The organism is Clostridium thermobutyricum DSM 4928 (assembly GCF_002050515.1).
GTDB lineage: Bacteria > Bacillota > Clostridia > Clostridiales > Clostridiaceae > Clostridium > Clostridium thermobutyricum.
In genome coordinates this window covers 1-19,553 of the sequence record NZ_LTAY01000036.1, presented here as the reverse complement: position 1 = coordinate 19,553, position 19,553 = coordinate 1, and the positions used below count along the sequence as shown (strand labels likewise).

The following is a 19,553-nucleotide window of genomic DNA, read 5'->3' as shown; positions in this document are numbered from 1 at the left end:
TTTATTCGTTGTAAATCTTTCTAAAATTTCTACTAATATTATATATTTATACTTTTTAAAACTTTTTCAAATTTTATACCTTCTCTAGTATCAAACTCTTCTTTTATACTTTCTTCTATTCCTTTTATAACAGCATCTGTGGCCTTTTTTAATGCTTCACCAATTTCTATTCCATTTAATATTAAACTTATAAAAATAGATGTAAATATATCTCCTGTGCCACTAAATGAATAGTTATAGTATTTTCCACTAGCTTGAAAGTACTCATTACTTGATTTTTTATAACATAAATTTTTTATAATTCCCTTTTCTTTAACTCCTGTAAGAACTACTATATCAGGTCCCATATCAGAAAGTTCCTTTAAAATCTTTATTCCTTCCTCATAATTTATCTCTAAATCTAAAGGTCTATTAGTTAAAATTTTAGCTTCTGTTAAATTTGGAGTTATTATATTAGCATGTTTTATTAATTCTTTTATTTCCTTACACATTTCATTTGTATATGTAGAATATATTTTCCCATTATCCCCCATAACAGGATCTATTACTATAATAGCTTCTTCATGTTTTTTTACAAAATCTTTTACTATATTTATTTGATTTAATGAACCTAAAAATCCACTATAAATACAATTAAATTTTCTATTTTCCATTTCCCAAATATCTATATATTCTTTTATATGTGGTGTAAAATCGAAAAAAGAAAAATTTTCAAATTCTGTTTGATTTGAAAGAATAGCTGTAACTATTGGATGTGGTTGAATTTCAAAATATGAGAATATGGGAACAGATGCCATAAGTGAACATTTCCCAACCCCTGATATATCATTTATAAGTACTATATTTTTATTCATATTTCCCCCAATATTTAATTTTTTAATTGATACATAGAATATTAACATAATAAATTTAAAAATCAAAGGTATCGATACATTTTCTGTATCATCTGTTACAGTTTTAAGATAAAAATTATATTATAATTAAGAAAAAAATAAAAAATGAATACAAGTTATATAATAAATATATAACTTTATATTGGAGGTAATTTTATGGCTTGTGGATGCGGAAGCACAAATGGTGATGGAAAAAAAATATGTGATTTAGTAAGAAGTAAAGGCTTTGAGGCTATGCCAACAAAGGTTGAACATACAATAGAATGTACATGTGGAAAAGAATTTAAAATGACACAATTAGTTCAAGATTGTCCTCATTGTGGTATTACATATGCAGTTACACCATGTAGCTCAGACAAAAAAGAAAATATCGCTTCATGCGGTGAAAACTACTAAAAAATAAACTCTTAGAAATTTTCTAAGAGTTTATTTTTTTATTCTATTATAAAATCATCTTTATAATATAAACTTATATTTTTATTTTCTTTTGAGAAAAGTATTTTTTCAGCTAATTTTGGTTTTATTTCTCTATCTATAACTTTTACTATATCTCTTCCACCAAATTCTTTTATTTTAGCTTTTTCTAATATTCCTTCAATAAGACTATCTTTACACATTATTAGATTAATATTTTTATTCTTTACTTTTTCTTCTAGTTTATTTAATTCTTTTATACAAATAAGTTTTCCTACTTCTTCATTTATACTATTAAATTTTATTATTTCATCTAATCTATTTCTAAATTCAGGAGAAAATACTCGTTTAACTTCTTCAAATACACTTTCACTTTTAATTTCACGCTCTAAAAATCCTACTAAAGGTTTTCCGATATCTCTTGCACCTGCATTTGATGTCATTATTATAATTACATTTCTAAAGCTTACACGCTTTCCTTTATTATCTGTAAGACTTGCATAATCCATAACCTGAAGAAGTGTATCAAATACATCACTATGTGCTTTTTCTATTTCATCTAATAAAAGAACAGAATTAGGATTTTTAAAGATTGCATCTGTTAATAATCCACCTTCTTCATATCCAACATATCCTGGTGGTGTTCCTATAAGTTTAGCTGCTGAATGTTTTTCTCCATACTCACTCATATCAAATCTTAAAAGTTTTAAATTCATTTCTTCACTTAAAACTTTAGCTATTTCTGTTTTACCCACTCCTGTTTGCCCAACAAATAAAAGTGATGCAACTGGTTTATTATGATCTTTAAGCCCTGCTTTAGACATATTTATAGATTTAACTAAATTTTCTATAGCTTCATCTTGACCATAAATCTTATTTTTTAGAGCATCTTTTAAACCTCTAACTCTTGTAAGCTCATCTTTTTCTACTACTTCTTTAGGAATTTGCACTATTTTAGAAACTGTATCTTCTATTTCTCTTTTAGTTATAGTTCCTATCTCTTCCTTCATTTGTGATAAAGCTCCAGCCTCATCAATAATATCTATTGCTTTATCAGGAAGAAATCTATCATTTATAAATTTATTTGTAAGAGTTATAGCTTCTCTTAAAGCTTCATCTGTATACTTTACATTATGATAAGCTTCAAATTTTTCTTTTAATCCCTTTAATATGTTAAAAGTTTCTTCTTCTGAAGGTTCTTTTATTTCAATTGTTTGGAATCTTCTTTGAAGTGCTTTATCTTTATCAAAATATTTTTTATACTCATCAAAAGTAGTAGACCCTATAAATCTTATATTTCCCTCTTGAAGATAAGGTTTAAATATATTAGACGCATCTAAAGAATTATTTCCTAATGCACCTGCTCCTACAATAGTATGAATTTCATCTATATAAACTATTGGATTTTCATATTTTTCTATATCTTTTAAAACACTTTTTATTCTCTCTTCAAAATCTCCTCTATATTTAGCACCTGCTATCATACCTCCTATGTCAAGAGAAAATATCTTTGAGTTTAATAATTTTTCTGGAACATCCCCTTTTACTATTAAATTAGCTAGACCTCTAACTATAGATGTTTTCCCAACACCTGCTTCTCCTATATGTATTGGATTATTTTTATTTCTTCTTAAAAGAATTTGTATTGTTCTTTTAATTTCTTCGTCTCTACCTATAACAGGATCTAATTTTCCTTCTTTTGCTTTACTCGTAAGTTCTATAGAAAATTTATCTATATTTCTCTTTTTAGACTTCTTAGTTTGGTAACCTTCTTCTTCCTCTTCTTCATTTTCTATAAATTCTATATCTTCTTTATTATTTTCTATAAGAAACATAAGAATATCTCTCTTTTTAATTTCATTTTTCTCTAAAATATACTTAGCAAATGATTCTTGAAGATTATAAAATGCACTTATAATATGCTCAAGCCCTATACTATCACGTCCACTTCCTAATGCCATAGATGCAGCATAAGAAATTAACATATTAAATTGATAACTTTCCTTTGGACTTTCTTCTTCTGACTGAACAAAAGTTGCATTTTCTTTAATTTCCTCATAAATTTCATTTATCATTTCTTCTATATTTATTTCTTTTTCTATTAAAAACTCTTTTATTTTTTCAGTTTCTAATATAACTAAAAGAAGCATTTCAGGAGTAATATATTCATATTTATTTTCCTTTCCTTTTAAAAAAGCTTCTAAAATTATATCATTAACAATTCTATCTAAATTCATATTCTAACCTCTTCTACTGTCATTTTAAATGGGAAATCTTCTTTTTTAGCAAGTTCTAAAGCCATATTAACTTTAGTCATTGCTATATCATAACTATATGTTCCTGCAATTCCTCTTCCCTTATTATGAACATCTAACATTATTTTATTAGCTTCTAATTCAGACTTTTTAAATATATCTACTAAAACAAATACAACAAATTCCATTGTTGTAAAATCATCATTAAACATTATAGCATTATATTTCTTAGGTTTTTTTAATTTTATTTTTTCTATTTCTTGTATTTTTCCTTCCATTTAAAGACCTCCAAAATAGTATATACTCTATTATACTATATCTTTATTAACTCATCTTTCCTTTTAATTTTATCTTTCTTATAATATAAAAATACAAAATTGTTATAATTAAAGAAAAATAAGCTAAAACCGTACATTTAATTAAAGCTGATTCTATTGAATTTATATCTTCTCCTAAAAAATATCCTATTAATATAAGAGTTGTATTCCAAATTGTTATTCCAAGAAAAGAATATGATATATAAATAGAGAATTTCATTTTTTGAAGTCCTGCCCATATAGATATAAAATTTCTTGTCATTGGTAACACTCTACATATGACCACTGCTATTTTTCCATATTTATAGAACCATTTATCAATTTCTAATATTATCCCTTTTACTCCTATATATTTTTTATTTGATAAAGCTAATATTTTTCCTCTTCCATAATGTCCTATGCAATAACCTATTATAGATCCTAGTAGCCCACCTAATATACTAAAAAATATAACCTCCCAATACGTAAAGAATCTACTATACATCATTATACCTATGAATGGTAATAAAAGTTCACTTGATATAGGAAAAGCAGAATATTCTAATGTAACTATAATAAATATTCCTAATACTCCAAAGTTTCCAAAAAAGTATATTAATCCTCTTAATACTTCATCAAACAAAATACTACTCCTAACTTTAATTTTTATATTTATAGATATTCAAATTTTATATAATTATTCTTTTGTTTACAGTTTAATATTTTATAAACTATATTTTTAACTTTATAATAAATATTCTCTATATTTAAAGCTCTATTTTGTATATATAACATTTTTGAATTTTTTCCATTTTTATGAAGGAAAACAGGTTATTTACTCGAATATTATTATTAAGAAGTATAACTTATGAAAATTTATAGATTAACTTAAAGGGGTGTATTATTTATGGGACTTACTGAATTAAAAAGAATAAAAAATAACAGCAATGTTATTGAAAGAAAAATATTAGAACGTCTTTCAGAAAACAATGAAAACCTAAACACATTAATACATGAATCTATTGAGAATTTAGGATTTAATGTTAAAAAAGAATTTTTTTCAGAAGATGTTCTAGTTGTTTTTATTTATCTTGATATTCTAAAAGATCATGTACTAGGAAAAGATAAAGTATATAATAACTACCAAATAATATTAAACCACATAGAAAAAGTAGAGAATGCTTTAGATAATTTAAACGGAATTCCAAACAAAGAATTATTAGAATTTAGAGAATGGTTAGGTATTTCAAATAACTTCCACAATACTCTAATTTCTTTATAAAAAAATTAGGCTGTATAGTTTTTAATTCTATTTTTTTATACTTCTTAATAGAATTATTTAAACATTATACAGCCTTTTATAAAATTATTTCCTGGAAAATATTTACATATTTTCTCCTTTTAATATTTTCCCTAACTTATCTAAATCAATATTTTCACTAAAAATTTTATAGAACTCATCAAATCTTTTTTCCTTATATTCTTTAAATGATTGTTCTTCTAAATTTTTATTACTTGTTACTACACCGTGTCTTTCTTTTAATATTTTTAAAAGCCCTCTTCTAAATTCTTTACTTTCAAAAACACCATGCATAAATGTTCCAAATACATTTCCTTCTTTATTAGAAAGACCTATTACATTGTTTAATTTATCTACCATAAAAGCTTCTGCTCCTTCGAGCATATCACTATCTCCATTTATAACTTCATATCCATAAATTTTAGAATCTGATAAAGGCTTAAGGATATTATCCATATTACATATGTTTCCTTTTGCTATAGTAGTTTTATTTACAAATGTATAAGTTGTTTTTAGAGGAATAAGATTTAATCCCTTAAATTTAGCTCCTTTATTTTCTATACTATAAAGGTCTTCTATCTCTTCACCTAACATTTGAAATCCACCACAGATTCCCATTATAGTCTTTCCATTCTCAGAAGCATTTATTATCTTTTCATATAAACCGCTTTCTTTTAAAAACTCTAAATCTTTAATTATATTTTTACTACCAGGAATAATTATAAAATCAGCTATATCAACTTGATTTGGCTTTTCTATAAGTAACATTTTTACTTCTTTTTCATCTTCAAATGAATAGAAATCTGATATATGTGATAAAAATGGTAGTTTTACTACACCTATTATTAAGTCTCTCTTTTTATCAAACCTGTAGTTTTTACCATACTCTTCTTCTGTTAAAATATTTGTATTTATCTCTGGCATTACTCCTAAAAAAGGTACTTTTGTTCTTTTTTCTAATTTAGATAATCCCTTTTTTAAATACTCTAAATCACCATTATATTTATTTACTATTATTCCTTTTATTCTTTTTTTATCTTCTTTTGTTATAAGTGAAAGATTTCCATATATATTAGCAAAAGAATTATTATCCTCAAAATCACTTATTAATATAATATCTGATTGAACATTTTTACAAAATTTAAAATTTAAAAATTCCTCTTCTCTCTCCACATATTCTAAACATTCCCCAGAACCTTCTATTATTATAAAGTCTTTTTTTTCTTTTAAATTATTAAAAGAATTATACATAAACTCCTCAAAGTCAGCTCTTAACTCTTTATAATTAAATTCTTCTGTTTTTGCATAACTTTTACCATTTACATAAACTTTAGTTTTATTTTCTTTATTTTTATGTATAAATATTGGATTATTATCAACAGTTACTTCATTTCCAAAGCAATCACTTTTTAATTTTTCATTATATCCTATTTTTAAATCTTTATTTATTGAATACTCATTTTTACTAACTTCCAACCCTTTAAAGGCTTGTACATCTATATTATTATTTTTTAAATATTTTCCTATGCATAAACTAATTAAAGTTTTTCCTACCCCGTCTTTAGTCCCTAATATCGCAATTTTATCTTTCAAATCTATCATCTCCAAAGTAATATATTATAATTTATTTTATCACCTATTTCTTTCTTATTGAAGTTTATAAAATAAATTTTATTTGTGAATTTATCTAAATTTAATTTATATTATATTATTAAACCTTCATTTTAGATTTACATAATTTTTTATATGTTTAGAAATATAATTAATAATTTTAAGAATATCTAATATTTTTATAAATTAAAAACTCCCTTAAATAGGGAGTTTTTTCTTATACATTTATTTCGCTTTTTATTTCTATTGCTTCTTTATGTTTATTTATTATTGGATTTACATATTCATCTATAAACTCAACAACTTGACTTTCTGCTCTTCCTGTAAATAATTTTGGATCTATTATATCTAAAATTTCTTTTTCAGTTAATTTAAATGAATCATCAGCAATTATTCTCTTAATTAAATCATTATCAAGACCTTCACCTTTAACTCTCTTAGCTGCTTCCATTGAGTGAATTCTTATTCTTTCATGAAGTTCTTGTCTATCTCCACCTCTTTTTACTGATTCCATCATTATATTCTCAGTAGCCATAAATGGAAGTTCATTATTTACATGAGCTCTTATTACTTTATCATAAACTACCATGTTTTCAGAAATATTTATATAAAGATTTAACACACCATCTAATGCTAAGAAAGCTTCTGCTACTGATATTCTCTTATTAGCAGAATCATCTAATGTTCTTTCAAACCATTGTGTTGAAGCTGTTATAGCTGGGTTTAAAGAATCCACAATAACATATCTAGCAAGAGCACCCATTCTTTCACTTCTCATTGGATTTCTCTTATATGCCATAGCAGATGAACCTATTTGATGCTTTTCAAAAGGCTCTTCCATTTCCTTCATACTTTGTAAAAGTCTTAAGTCATTACTAAATTTATATGCACTTTGTGCAACTTCTGATAATGTATTTAAAACTATTGAATCAAGCTTTCTTGGATAAGTTTGCCCTGTTACTCCATAGCTTTTTTCAAATCCCATTTTTTTAGCAACAATTCTATCTAACTCTTTAACTTTTTCTTCATCACCTTCAAAAAGATTCATAAAGCTAGCTTGAGTTCCTGTAGTTCCTTTTACTCCTCTTAATTTTAAAGTAGATAATACAAATTCTATATTTTCCATATCCATAACTAAATCTTGCATCCAAAGAGTAGCTCTTTTTCCTACAGTTGTTAATTGTGCAGGTTGGAAATGTGTAAATCCTAAAGTAGGTATTCCTTTATACTCCATGGCAAAACGGCTTAATCTATCTAAAACTGTAACAATTTTATCTCTAACTAATTCTAAAGCATCTCTTAAAATAATTACATCAGTATTATCTCCTACATAACAACTTGTAGCACCTAAATGTATTATTCCTTTAGCTTTAGGACATTGAAGTCCATATGCATAAACATGACTCATTACATCATGTCTTACTTCTTTTTCTTTTTTTATTGCTTCATCATAATTTATATTATTTATATTCGCTCTTAGCTCATCTAACTGCTCTTCAGTTATATTTAACCCAAGTTCTTTTTCTCCTTCTGCTAAAGCCACCCAAAGCTTTCTCCATGTTGAGAATTTCATGTCATCAGAAAATATGTAACTCATTTCCTTTGATGCATATCTTGTGTTAAGTGGTGTATTATAAATATTTCTCATTCTATACCTCCATACGAATATATTTTTTACTTTTTATATTTTCATTCGTATTATAACATACTTTTCTATTTTTTTCACTCTTTTTGCAAAACTCATTTATTATCATTCTATATTTTATTATTAGTTTTAATCTTTAATTTATTTATATACATTAAAAAAGACTCCCATTGGAGTCCTTTTAATTAGTCTTCTAAAGTTTCTATTAATTTTGCTATTTCTTCAACAGCTAAAGCTTCGTCATCTCCTGAAGCCATAACAGTTACAGTTGAATTTGCAGTAACTGCTAATGATAAAACTCCGATTAAGCTTTTAACGTTAGCTTTTTTACCATTGAACTCTATGCTTACATCTGATTTAAAAGATGAAGCCTTTTTAACTAATAACGTTGCTGGTCTAGCATGTAAACCAGTAGCATTTTTTACTAAAACCTCTTTAGATACCATGCAAATACACCTCTTTACTTATTATTCGTTAATCTCTATTAACTTCTTCATTATAAACTTTTTTAATTATAATTTCAACCATTCATAATATATTTTATTACATTATATCGATACCTTTTCCACTATTGGAACTCTTATCTAGGTTGTACAATTAATTTAATTGCAGTTCTTTCTTCTCCATCAATTTCTATATCTGTGAAAGCAGGTATACAAATTATATCTTTACCTGTTGGCGCTACAAATCCTCTTGCAATAGCAATTGCTTTAATTGCTTGGTTTATTGCTCCAGCTCCCACTGCCTGTATCTCTACAGAATTTTTTTCCTTTATTATAGCTGCTAAAGCTCCTGCTACTGAATTTGGACTTGATTTTGTTGATACCTTTAATACTTCCATTCTGTCTTCCTCCCTAGTTTTACAAATCGTTTACAATTATTTTTATACCCATCTAATGGCATATTATATATATTCTACATTAAATTATAAATTCCTTTATTTTTCTACAATTTTTTGAATTATTTTTCTATATTATTCTAATTTTTTATTTTTATTTTAATATAATATACTTTTCAATTCAACTGTAAGTATATTATTTACATTTTTTAACTTATAATTATCATATTTATATATACATATCTCTCTTTAAATAGAAATATTAATCAATGTAAATTCACATTTAAATTTATTATTGCTTCTTATTTTTAATTAAGTTTTTCATTATCATTTATTTAATAACATTAAACGAATTAGAATATTATTTATTATTTTAATTTTCATTTATTTTTATATGTAAATATAAAAAAGCTTCATCTAATATAAGATGAAGCTTCTAATTTTATTTCGCAAAATCAATAGCTCTAGTTTCCCTAATTACACTGATTTTAATTTGTCCTGGGTATTCTAGTTGTTCTTCGACACTCTTAACTATATTACGTGAAAGTTCTATAGCCCCAGCATCGTCAATTTGATCTGGTTTAACCATAATTCTAATCTCTCTACCAGCTTGAATGGCATATGACTTTTCTACACCTTCATATGAGTTAGCTATTTCTTCTAACTTTTCTAATCTCTTAATATATGCCTCTAATGTTTCTCTTCTTGCTCCTGGTCTTGCTGCAGATATAGCATCAGCTGCTTGAACTAATACCGCTTCTAATGATTGCATTTCAACATCTCCATGATGAGCAGAAATAGCATTAACTACTAATTCTGATTCACCGTATTTCTTAGCTAAATCTCCACCTATTAATGCGTGTGGACCTTCTTGCTCTTGATCTACAGCTTTACCAATATCATGTAGTAATCCTGCTCTTCTAGCTAGAGTAACATCTAAACCTAATTCTGAAGCCATTAATCCAGCTAAATATGAAACTTCTACAGAATGCTTTAACACATTTTGTCCATAGCTAGTTCTATATTTTAATCTTCCAAGTAGTTTTGTAATCTCTGGGTGAAGACCATGAACAGATGTTTCTAATGTAGCCTGTTCTCCTTCTTCTTTTATGTTGTTTTCAACTTCTTTTTGAGCTTTTAAAACCATCTCTTCGATTCTTGCTGGATGTATTCTACCATCCACTATTAACTTTTCAAGTGCTATTCTAGCAACTTCTCTCCTAATTGGATCAAAGCTTGATAAAATAACTGCTTCTGGAGTATCATCTATTATTAAATCTACCCCTGTTAAAGTTTCTAAAGTCCTAATGTTTCTTCCTTCTCTACCTATTATTCTACCCTTCATTTCATCATTTGGTAGCGCAACAACATGAACAGTTGTTTCTGAAACATGATCAGCAGCACATCTTTGAATAGCAGTAGTTATAATTTCACGGGCTTTCTTATCAGCCTCTTCTTTAGCTCTGCTTTCAATATCTTTAATCATTATAGCTGCATCGTGTGATATTTCTTTCTTGATTTCACTTAGAAGAATTTCTCTTGCTTCTTCACTTGAAAGATTAGAAACCCTTTCAAGTTCTTCTCTTCTCTTTGAATAAAGTTCCTTAGCTTCTTCTTCTAGCTTTTCAATTTCTATCACTCTTTTATTAAGTGTTTCTTCTCTCTTTTCTAAAAGATCATTCTTTTTATCTAGAGATTCTTCTCTTTGAATTAATCTTCTCTCAAGTCTTTGAATTTCATTTCTTCTCTCACGAGAATCTTTTTCTAATTCATTTCTTAATTTATGAGCCTCTTCTTTTGCCTCTAAAATAGCTTCTTTCTTTTTAGATTCAGCTTCTCTTTTGGCATTTTCTAAAAGCATTTCTGCTTCTTTTTCTAGAGCCTCAATTTTATTTTTTGATTTTGTTTGAATTGTTTTATATACTACTACTGCTAATATAAGTAGCACTATTATATATCCAACAATAATACCTAGTGTCATCTAATAACACCTCCTAAGCTTTTATTTTTTTGTGTTAGCATAGTTGGTGTCATATTCATTCACGGTTATTCTTGAATATGATAAACCAGTATTTGTTATTATTGTATATTAAAATTAAAATTATGTCAAGTTAAGCGATATAAAGCATTAATAGGATAATTATCTCTATCAATCTCTATTTTCCTCTCTTTTTCAATTTTATTTTTAAATACTATCTTTTATTATTTTTATAAAAAAGAGGGGACATTTTGTCCCCTCTAAAATATACTATTTATCTTCTTTTTCTTCATTTGAAACTGCTACTTCTAATTTTGCTTCCATTTTTGGTAAATTGTATTTTTCTCTTATTGTATTTTCAATTTCTAATGCAGTTTCTGGATTTTCTTTTAAGTATGCTTTCGCATTTTCTCTTCCTTGGCCTAGTCTTATATCCCCATATGAGAACCAAGCTCCACTTTTTTGAACTATTCCTTCTTTAACTCCTACATCAACGATATTTCCTTCTCTTGATATACCTTCATTATACATTATATCGAATTCTGCTTGTCTAAATGGAGGAGCTACCTTATTTTTTATAACTTTAATTCTTGTTCTGTTACCTACTATTCCTTCACCTTGTTTTATAGAATCTATTCTTCTAACATCCATTCTTACAGAAGCATAGAATTTTAATGCTCTTCCTCCTGGTGTAGTTTCAGGGTTACCAAACATTACTCCAACTTTTTCTCTAAGCTGATTTATAAATATAGCTACACAGTTAGTTTTATTTATTGTTCCAGCAAGTTTTCTTAAAGCTTGTGACATAAGTCTTGCTTGTAAACCTACGTGAGAATCTCCCATTTCACCTTCTATTTCTGCTCTTGGAACAAGTGCTGCAACTGAGTCGATAACTATTGTATCAATTGCTCCTGATCTAACTAATGCTTCTGTAATCTCTAATGCTTGTTCTCCTGTATCTGGTTGAGAAACTATAAGATTTTCCGTATCAACTCCTAAGTTTCTAGCATATGAAGGATCTAAAGCATGCTCTGCATCTATAAATGCAACTGCTCCACCTTTTTTTTGTGTTTCCGCTACTATGTGAAGAGCTACAGTTGTTTTACCTGAACTTTCTGGTCCGTATATTTCTATTATTCTTCCTTTTGGAACTCCGCCAATTCCTAGTGCTATATCAAGATCTAAACATCCTGTAGAAACTGATTCTATATCTAATGATGCTTTTTCACCAAGCTTCATTACTGCACCTTTACCAAATTGCTTTTCTATTTGTCCCATTGCTGATTCTATAGCTTTTAATTTATTAACATCTATATTGCTCATAATACACATTCCCTCCTGTACGAACTTACGTTCTTATATACTTAGTATATATTATACATTTAATATAGTCAACATTTTTTATATAAAATATACATAACTTTTTTACTTTTATTCCATTTAATGTAATTTATTGATTAGATAAAAATAAGAGGGAAATTAACCCCTCTTATTTCTAAATTATTTATTTGTTGATATTACACCTTTATTTTTTCTAAAATAGTCCCAACCTGAAACAACTGTTATTATAACAGCAATATTCATCATTATTGTTGGTAATGAAGTAAATACATATTCTAATACCTTACTATTTGCAACCATTTTTATAAGAGTAGTAGATGTACTTATATTTACTTCTATTAATAGTAATATTATAGCTATTATTTGTATTACTGTTTTTATTTTTCCCCACCAGCTTGCGGCAATTATCTTTCCTTCTGATGCTGCTAATGTTCTAAGTCCTGAAACAGCAAATTCTCTAGCTATAATAATTATAGCTGCCCATCCTTGAACTAATCCTAATTCAACTAATGATACTAATGCTGCAGTTACTAGTAATTTATCAGCTAGTGGATCCATAAACTTTCCAAAATTAGTTATTTGATTTCTACTTCTTGCTATGTATCCATCTAACTTATCTGTTAATGATGCAAGAATAAATATGAAAGTTGCAATAAAAGTTCCATATGGTATACCTTTAGCTACTATAAATACTAGGAATATCGGAACTAATAATATTCTTATTAGTGTTAATTTATTTGCAAGATTCACATATACCAACTCCTATTAGATCGTATTTAGCATTTTCTTCTATTTTTGCTTTTACGAAATCTCCTTTTTTAACTTCTTCACATCCTTTTTTAAAGAATACATTTCCATCAATTTCAGGAGCCATTTCGTAATTTCTACCATAATAATATTCTCCATTCTTTCCTTCAACAAGAATATCATAAATTTTTCCTATTTTCAATAAATTAATTTTTTCTGAAATTTCTCCTTGTAAAATCATAAGCTCTTCTTCTCTAGCTTTTTTAACTTCTTCGTCTACCTGCCCTTCCATAATTGCAGCTGGTGTTCCTTCTTCTCTGGAATAACTAAATACTCCTACTTTATCTAATTTCTTATCTTCTAGGAATTCTTTTAATTCATTAAATTCTTTTTCACTTTCATTTGGGAATCCAACAATAAGAGATGTTCTTAGTACAATTCCCTCTACTCTATCTCTTAAAAGATCTATTTTATCTAATATATCTTTTTTAGTAGTTTTTCTTCCCATAAGCTTAAGTATTTTATCACTTATATGTTGTATTGGTAAATCTAAATATTTAACTACTTTATCATTTTCGCTTATTTCTGTAATTAACTCATCATAAATTTCTTCTGGATAGCAATATAAAACTCTAATCCATTTTAAGTCTTCTATTTTAGATAATTCTCTTAAAAGTTCATGTAAATTTTTCTTACCGTATATATCACTTCCATACATAGTTGTATCTTGAGCTATAAGAATTATTTCTTTTGTTCCATTTTTTACAAGAGTCTTTGCTTCCTCAATTATATTTTCCATTTTTCTACTTCTAAATTTACCTCTTATTTTAGGTATTATGCAGTAAGTACAAAAATTATTACAACCTTCAGCTATTCTTATATATGCTGTACTTTTATCTGTAGTTAAAAGTCTTATTCCTTCATTTATATTTTCATCAGAATAATTTACCTTTGAAACTATCTCATTGTTATCTATAAAATCTAGGATTAATTTATCTATTTTTTCATAATCATTAACTCCTAGCATTATATCTATTTCAGGCATTAAGTCTTGTAGCTCTTTTCCATATCTTTGTGTTAAACATCCTGTTGCTATAAGAAGCTTACATTTATATTCTGTTTTATATCTTGCCATTTCTAAAATTGTATTTATTGATTCTTGCTTTGCTTTTTCTATGAAGCCACATGTATTAACAATTATTATGTCTGCTTCCTTTGGATTGTTTGTTATAGTGTAAGTTTTATTCATTACTCCTAACATTATTTCAGAGTCCACTCTATTTTTGTCACAACCTAAACTTACCATTCCTACTTTATAATTTGCCAAAACTAATTTCCTCCTGTGTTTCAATCGCTTATTTTATTTTATATCTCTTTTAATTCTATTACAAGTAAATTTTTATCCTCTATTCTACTTCTTCGTAAACATCCCCATAATATTCTTCTTTAGTTACTAACACCTGTCTTGGTTTACTTCCATCTCTTCCTGATATTATTCCTCTTTCTTCTAAGTCATCCATTATTCTAGATGCTCTATTAAATCCTATTTTAAATTTTCTTTGTATAAAAGAGGTTGATGCTTGATTAAATTCTATTACTGTTTTTATAACATCTCCTAGAAGTTCATCTACATCTTCACCATTTCCAGATAACTTTCCATTGCCTTCTGTTTCTTTTTGAATATGTTCAATTATATCTTCTTCATATTTTATTTCATCAGAATCTTTCTTAACAAATTCTACAACTTTTTCTACTTCTTCTTCTGAAATAAAACATCCTTGTACTCTTAAAGGCTTACTTTCTCCAACAGGGTAATAAAGCATGTCCCCTTTTCCTAGTAATTTTTCTGCTCCACTACTATCTAATATTGTTCTTGAATCTATTTGAGATGATACTGCAAAAGATATTCTTGATGGAATATTTGCTTTTATTACCCCAGTTATTACATCTACTGAAGGTCTTTGAGTTGCTATTACTAAATGCATTCCAGCTGCTCTTGCCATTTGAGCAAGTCTTCCTATATAATCTTCAACATCATTTGCACATACCATCATAAGGTCTGCAAGCTCATCAACTATTATTACGATATAAGGTAATTTTTCTTCAATAATACCTTTTTTAAATAATTGATTATATGAATCTATATTTCTTGCTCCAGAATCTGCAAAAAGTTTATATCTTCTTGTCATTTCATTTACTGCCCAGTTAAGAGCTGCTGCTGCTTTTTTAGGATCTGTTACTACTGGTATTAATAAATGAGGTATCCCATTATAAACACTAAGCTCTACTACTTTAGGATCTACCATAAGTAATTTTACTTCATCTGGAGAATATTTATATAATAAACTTACAATCAATGTATTTATACATACACTTTTACCTGATCCTGTTGCTCCTGCAATTAAAGTATGAGGCATTTTACTCAAATCACCTATTACACATTCTCCACCAATATCTTTTCCTAATGCTATAGCTAATTTTTTATCAGTTTTTATAAAGTCATCTACTTCTAAAACCTCTCTTAAAAATACTGGAGTTTGTGTTTTATTTGGAACTTCTATTCCTATTGCTGATTTACCTGGTATAGGTGCTTCTATTCTTACTCCTGATGCAGCAAGTCCTAAAGCTATATCATCTGCAAGGTTAACTATTTTGCTTACTTTTACTCCTGGACTTGGTTGAAGTTCAAATCTAGTAACTGAAGGTCCTTTTGTTACTTGATTTACTTCAGCTTCAACTCCAAAACTTAAAAGTGTACTAGTTAACTTTTGAGCACTTTTTATTAAATCTTTTTTATCACTTCCATTAAGTTCTGTGTCTTTATTTATGTTAAGAAGTTCTAAAGATGGTTTTATATATTCTTTTCCTTCATCTTCTTTTTTGCTTTCTAATATACTATTTTCAATTTCGCTATGAACTATATTTTTTTCTTGTTCATTTAAGCCTTTTTCTTTTTTCTTTGTTATCATAGGCTCATTAATTTTTGGTATTACTCTTTTTGGTTTTTCTAAAGGTTTCTCTTCTTTTATTTTTATGTTTTTATCTAATTTATTATTTTCTAACTCTTCTTCATCCTCTTCATTATGAAGACTTGAATTTCTCATAAAATCTAATACTTTTATTTTTTTATTTATTCCATTTAAATATTGCTCAGACTCAGGTGAAGGTCTTTCTCCATTCTCTACAACATCTATAAAATTATGTCTTTCGGGAAATCTATCCTCTCTTAACTTATTTAATGATTTGCTCTTATCTTTAACCTTTAATCCTAAATCATATAATGTTATATCAAATACTAAAATACTTCCTATTACTATAAAAGCAAAATAAATTATATAAGATCCTATTGCACCTAATAGCTTGTACATAGGATAAGCTATTAAATATCCTATTACTCCACCATTTAATCCACCTTTACTATTTGTTATACTTTGTATACCATAATTAAAGCTTAAATTTTCTATTCCACTTAGGTATATTGTGGAACTAATTAAAATAAATATAATTAAATATATAGTTACGCCAACGAAACTTTTGTTTATATCTATTGCACCTTTCCCTTTCACATATTCATATCCTAAATAAAGTAAATATACAGGTATAGCATATCCACCTATCCCAACTAAAAAATGAACTATTCTTTGCGAAATATTGGAAAGACTTCCTATTAAATTAGTATATATTGCTAAAGAAAGTATTAAGCCAATGGCTATAAATACTACTCCTTTTATATCTCCACTTTTATTTTGAACTACTTTTTTCTTTTTTCCTGTTCCTTTTTTACCATTGCTTCTTTTTTTACTCACCTAATCACCTCACTAGTTAAATTCTACAAATTTTAATAAAGTCCTTTTTTAAGCAAGAATAAAATCAGCCATATTAATATAGCTGACCTTAAATTTATCTCTCATCTATTAAGCTATTTAATTTTGCCATAGCTTCTTTTAATCCCCCAACTTCATCTATGAGTCCACATTCTACAGCTTGATCTCCAATTAATATAGTCCCCATATCATTTAAAAGATCTCCTGTTTGACTTAATAATTCTTCTAATTTCTTCTCTTCTATATTTGAAGTTCTAATTATAAAACTATTTATTCTTTCTTGCATTCTTTTAAAATATTCAAAAGTTTGAGAAACTCCTATTATAAATCCATTCATTCTTACAGGATGAACTATCATAGTAGCAGAAGGAGTTATAAATGAATAATTAGATGAAGTTGCTAGTGGAACTCCTATAGAGTGTCCTCCTCCTATAACTATTGATACCGTAGGTTTAGATATTGAGTTTATCATTTCAGCTATTCCAAGTCCTGCTTCAACATCTCCACCTGCTGTATTTAAAACTATAAGAACCCCTTCTACATTTTCATTTTGTTCTATTTCAATAAGTTGAGGTATAATATGCTCATATTTAGTTGCTTTAGTTTGAGCTGGAGCAACAACATGCCCTTCTATTTGACCTATTATAGATAAAACTCTTATTCTTTCATTTGGATTTACTACCCCTGTATTTCCAAGTTCCTTTATAGATTCTAATTTTTCATTTTCTATATTTTCATCTTGTTTAACTTCTGATTTTTTAGATTCAATTTTTTTATTCATAAAAACACCTCCCGTATAAATTTATTTTATACGAGAGTGATTTTTTTATACATTCATTTTAAGCTAATTCAAAAGTTTTATGTAGAGCATTTATTGCCTCTTCTACATTTTCAGTATGAATTAAGCACCAAATAGTCATATGTGAATCTGCTGTTTGTAAAACTTCTATATTGTTTTCTGTTAATCCTTGGACTATTCTTGCAATAACTCCTGGAATTCCTGTCATTCTACTTCCTACAATTGCAAGTTGACTACAATTTTCTACTAATTCATACTTTAATTTAATTGAATTTAAAACTTTTTCAAGCTTTTCTTTTTTATCTAATCCAATAGTAAATACTTGTCTTTCAGGGAATATATTTATTAAATCTAAACTTATATCATTAGCCGCAAGAAGACTTAATAAATTCTTATAATTTGGATTTGTCTTATTATCCTCAAATTGGATTTTTACTTGTATTCTATCATTTTGATGTGTTATACCAGTTATAACCTTTGGATGTTTTACATCTCCATTATTATTTATAAGTGTACCTTCACAATCATTCATAGTATTTTTAATTAAAATTGGAACATTTCCTTTCATAGCTATGTCTATAGCTTTTGGATGTATTACTTTTGCTCCATGGTCTGCTAATTGGAATACTTCATTATAACTTATTATATTTATTAGTGATGCATCTTTAACAATTCTAGGATCAGCTGTCATTATACCATCTACATCTGTATAAATTTCTATTCTTTTAGCTTCAAGTGCTACTCCTAATATAGCCCCTGTTGTATCACTTCCTCCTCTTCCTAAAGTTGTGAAATACCCATCTTCTGTTATCCCTTGAAATCCAGTAACTACTGGTACTTTTCCTTCTGATAAAATCTTCATTATTCTTTTTGTATCAACTCTAATATGTTTTGCATCAGTAAACACATTATTAGTTATGATACCTGCTTGACCACCTGTTAGCGCTATAGAATCTATTCCTTCATTAAATAATTCATTGCTCATTACTACAGAACTTATAAATTCACCACAGCAAGTTAATAAGTCAGTAGATTGTTTGTTAGACATTTTAAATTTGTTGTCTAAAAGAGATAATAGAGTATCTGTAGCATATGGATCTCCTTTTCTTCCCATTGCTGATACAACAACTACTGGTGAAAAACCTTCTTCTATTGCATTTTTCACTTTTTCAATTACTTTCATTCTTCTTTCTTTCGTTGATACTGATGTTCCGCCAAATTTTTGAACAACTATTTTCACTTTAATTCCCCCTTAGAATTATACTTTTGCCCTTCTTATACTTCTTTCATCGGCGTCTAGTATTATAGTTTTTGCCCCAACTTTTTGTACACATGACCAGTCAATTTCTAAAATCTCTCTTGAGCCCCCAAATAAATTAAATTTAGAAGATGCAGTATCTATTAAAAGATATTTTATATTTCCTTCATCATCAATAACTAAATCATTATTTTGAAGATAATCATATTTTTCCCCATCATTTATATTTATAAGCTCATACTTTTCTAGCTCACTAAGATATTTTATATTTTTTTCTCCATGTATATACATATATATACCTCCCTTTTATTAATAAATAGTATATATATATTAATTTAAAGGGAAGTATATTAC

18 protein-coding genes are annotated in these 19,553 nt (G+C 27.1%); 2 read left to right on the top strand and 16 right to left on the bottom strand.

Annotation, left to right across the window (positions count from 1 at the left end; all coding sequences use genetic code 11):
- Positions 1-38: 38 nt before the first annotated feature.
- Entirely contained in the window at positions 39-854 is an 816-nt protein-coding gene (locus CLTHE_RS06865) for a pyridoxamine kinase (protein ID WP_158082678.1), read from the bottom strand.
- 195 nt (positions 855-1,049) lie between these two features.
- On the opposite strand from CLTHE_RS06865, the gene CLTHE_RS06860 reads away from it, so the two are divergent.
- Positions 1,050-1,289: a hypothetical protein gene (locus CLTHE_RS06860; protein ID WP_002597554.1), complete on the top strand. Its 240-nt coding sequence runs from the start codon at positions 1,050-1,052 to the stop codon at positions 1,287-1,289.
- Positions 1,290-1,327: 38 nt separating this feature from the next.
- Here the strand turns inward: CLTHE_RS06860 and CLTHE_RS06855 are convergent, their stop codons facing one another.
- Genes CLTHE_RS06855 through CLTHE_RS06845 form a run of 3 tightly spaced genes read right to left on the bottom strand, consistent with a single transcriptional unit; the run spans position 1,328 to position 4,501 of the window.
- Positions 1,328-3,544 carry an AAA family ATPase gene (locus CLTHE_RS06855; protein WP_080022588.1) on the bottom strand — a complete coding sequence of 739 codons (2,217 nt, stop codon included), beginning with the start codon at positions 3,542-3,544 and terminating at the stop codon, positions 1,328-1,330.
- Positions 3,541-3,840, bottom strand: coding sequence for an ATP-dependent Clp protease adaptor ClpS (locus tag CLTHE_RS06850; RefSeq protein ID WP_002597552.1), 300 nt, complete (start codon positions 3,838-3,840; stop codon positions 3,541-3,543). The genes CLTHE_RS06855 and CLTHE_RS06850 overlap by 4 nt, the downstream gene beginning before the upstream one ends.
- 46 nt (positions 3,841-3,886) lie before the next feature.
- On the bottom strand, positions 3,887-4,501 hold the full coding sequence (locus tag CLTHE_RS06845) for a DedA family protein (protein ID WP_080022587.1): 615 nt from the start codon (positions 4,499-4,501) through the stop codon (positions 3,887-3,889).
- Positions 4,502-4,765: 264 nt separating this feature from the next.
- Here CLTHE_RS06845 and CLTHE_RS06840 point away from each other — a divergent pair, with 264 nt between their 5' ends.
- Positions 4,766-5,140, top strand: coding sequence for a hypothetical protein (locus CLTHE_RS06840; RefSeq protein ID WP_080022586.1), 375 nt, complete (start codon positions 4,766-4,768; stop codon positions 5,138-5,140).
- A 102-nt stretch (positions 5,141-5,242) separates the two neighbouring features.
- On the opposite strand, the gene CLTHE_RS06835 is transcribed toward CLTHE_RS06840, so the two are convergent.
- From CLTHE_RS06835 to CLTHE_RS06780, 12 genes are all read right to left on the bottom strand, one after another.
- A complete protein-coding gene (locus CLTHE_RS06835; protein WP_158082677.1) occupies positions 5,243-6,751 on the bottom strand; it encodes a cobyric acid synthase in 1,509 nt (502 codons plus the stop codon).
- Between the two features lie 235 nt (positions 6,752-6,986).
- Entirely contained in the window at positions 6,987-8,417 is a 1,431-nt protein-coding gene (gene purB, locus CLTHE_RS06830; protein WP_080022584.1) for an adenylosuccinate lyase, read from the bottom strand.
- A 182-nt stretch (positions 8,418-8,599) separates the two neighbouring features.
- Positions 8,600-8,860 (bottom strand): HPr family phosphocarrier protein, encoded by a 261-nt coding sequence (locus CLTHE_RS06825; protein WP_002597547.1) that lies wholly within the window; start codon positions 8,858-8,860, stop codon positions 8,600-8,602.
- Between the two features lie 134 nt (positions 8,861-8,994).
- On the bottom strand, positions 8,995-9,255 hold the full coding sequence (locus CLTHE_RS06820; RefSeq protein WP_002597546.1) for a stage V sporulation protein S: 261 nt from the start codon (positions 9,253-9,255) through the stop codon (positions 8,995-8,997).
- 439 nt (positions 9,256-9,694) lie between these two features.
- Positions 9,695-11,233, bottom strand: a complete 1,539-nt coding sequence (rny, locus tag CLTHE_RS06815) for a ribonuclease Y (RefSeq protein WP_080022583.1) — start codon at positions 11,231-11,233, stop codon at positions 9,695-9,697.
- A gap of 267 nt (positions 11,234-11,500) precedes the next feature.
- Complete coding sequence (gene recA / locus CLTHE_RS06810; protein WP_002597544.1) at positions 11,501-12,553, bottom strand: recombinase RecA; 1,053 nt, start codon at positions 12,551-12,553, stop codon at positions 11,501-11,503.
- Between the two features lie 177 nt (positions 12,554-12,730).
- Positions 12,731-13,321 (bottom strand): CDP-diacylglycerol--glycerol-3-phosphate 3-phosphatidyltransferase, encoded by a 591-nt coding sequence (pgsA, locus tag CLTHE_RS06805; RefSeq protein WP_080022582.1) that lies wholly within the window; start codon positions 13,319-13,321, stop codon positions 12,731-12,733.
- A complete protein-coding gene (rimO, locus tag CLTHE_RS06800; protein WP_080022581.1) occupies positions 13,305-14,645 on the bottom strand; it encodes a 30S ribosomal protein S12 methylthiotransferase RimO in 1,341 nt (446 codons plus the stop codon). Before rimO ends, pgsA begins: the two co-directional genes overlap by 17 nt.
- A 79-nt stretch (positions 14,646-14,724) precedes the next feature.
- Positions 14,725-17,124 carry an FtsK/SpoIIIE family DNA translocase gene (locus tag CLTHE_RS06795; RefSeq protein ID WP_080022580.1) on the bottom strand — a complete coding sequence of 800 codons (2,400 nt, stop codon included), beginning with the start codon at positions 17,122-17,124 and terminating at the stop codon, positions 14,725-14,727.
- A 94-nt stretch (positions 17,125-17,218) separates the two neighbouring features.
- A complete protein-coding gene (locus CLTHE_RS06790; RefSeq protein ID WP_002597540.1) occupies positions 17,219-17,923 on the bottom strand; it encodes a ClpP family protease in 705 nt (234 codons plus the stop codon).
- Between the two features lie 58 nt (positions 17,924-17,981).
- Positions 17,982-19,181, bottom strand: a complete 1,200-nt coding sequence (gene dapG, locus CLTHE_RS06785; protein WP_080022579.1) for an aspartate kinase — start codon at positions 19,179-19,181, stop codon at positions 17,982-17,984.
- 18 nt (positions 19,182-19,199) lie between these two features.
- Positions 19,200-19,490 (bottom strand): YlmC/YmxH family sporulation protein, encoded by a 291-nt coding sequence (locus tag CLTHE_RS06780; protein WP_002597538.1) that lies wholly within the window; start codon positions 19,488-19,490, stop codon positions 19,200-19,202.
- Positions 19,491-19,553: the final 63 nt, after the last annotated feature.

Excerpts from the sequence above, each read along its gene's own strand:
- CLTHE_RS06865 (WP_158082678.1), bottom strand. The coding sequence starts at position 854 with ATGAATAAAAATATAGTACTTATAAATGATATATCAGGGGTTGGGAAA.
- CLTHE_RS06860 (WP_002597554.1), top strand. The coding sequence starts at position 1,050 with ATGGCTTGTGGATGCGGAAGCACAAATGGTGATGGAAAAAAAATATGT.
- CLTHE_RS06855 (WP_080022588.1), bottom strand. The coding sequence starts at position 3,544 with ATGAATTTAGATAGAATTGTTAATGATATAATTTTAGAAGCTTTTTTA.
- CLTHE_RS06850 (WP_002597552.1), bottom strand. The coding sequence starts at position 3,840 with ATGGAAGGAAAAATACAAGAAATAGAAAAAATAAAATTAAAAAAACCT.
- CLTHE_RS06840 (WP_080022586.1), top strand. The coding sequence starts at position 4,766 with ATGGGACTTACTGAATTAAAAAGAATAAAAAATAACAGCAATGTTATT.
- purB (WP_080022584.1), bottom strand. The coding sequence starts at position 8,417 with ATGAGAAATATTTATAATACACCACTTAACACAAGATATGCATCAAAG.
- CLTHE_RS06825 (WP_002597547.1), bottom strand. The coding sequence starts at position 8,860 with ATGGTATCTAAAGAGGTTTTAGTAAAAAATGCTACTGGTTTACATGCT.
- CLTHE_RS06820 (WP_002597546.1), bottom strand. The coding sequence starts at position 9,255 with ATGGAAGTATTAAAGGTATCAACAAAATCAAGTCCAAATTCAGTAGCA.
- rny (WP_080022583.1), bottom strand. The coding sequence starts at position 11,233 with ATGACACTAGGTATTATTGTTGGATATATAATAGTGCTACTTATATTA.
- recA (WP_002597544.1), bottom strand. The coding sequence starts at position 12,553 with ATGAGCAATATAGATGTTAATAAATTAAAAGCTATAGAATCAGCAATG.
- CLTHE_RS06790 (WP_002597540.1), bottom strand. The coding sequence starts at position 17,923 with ATGAATAAAAAAATTGAATCTAAAAAATCAGAAGTTAAACAAGATGAA.
- CLTHE_RS06780 (WP_002597538.1), bottom strand. The coding sequence starts at position 19,490 with ATGTATATACATGGAGAAAAAAATATAAAATATCTTAGTGAGCTAGAA.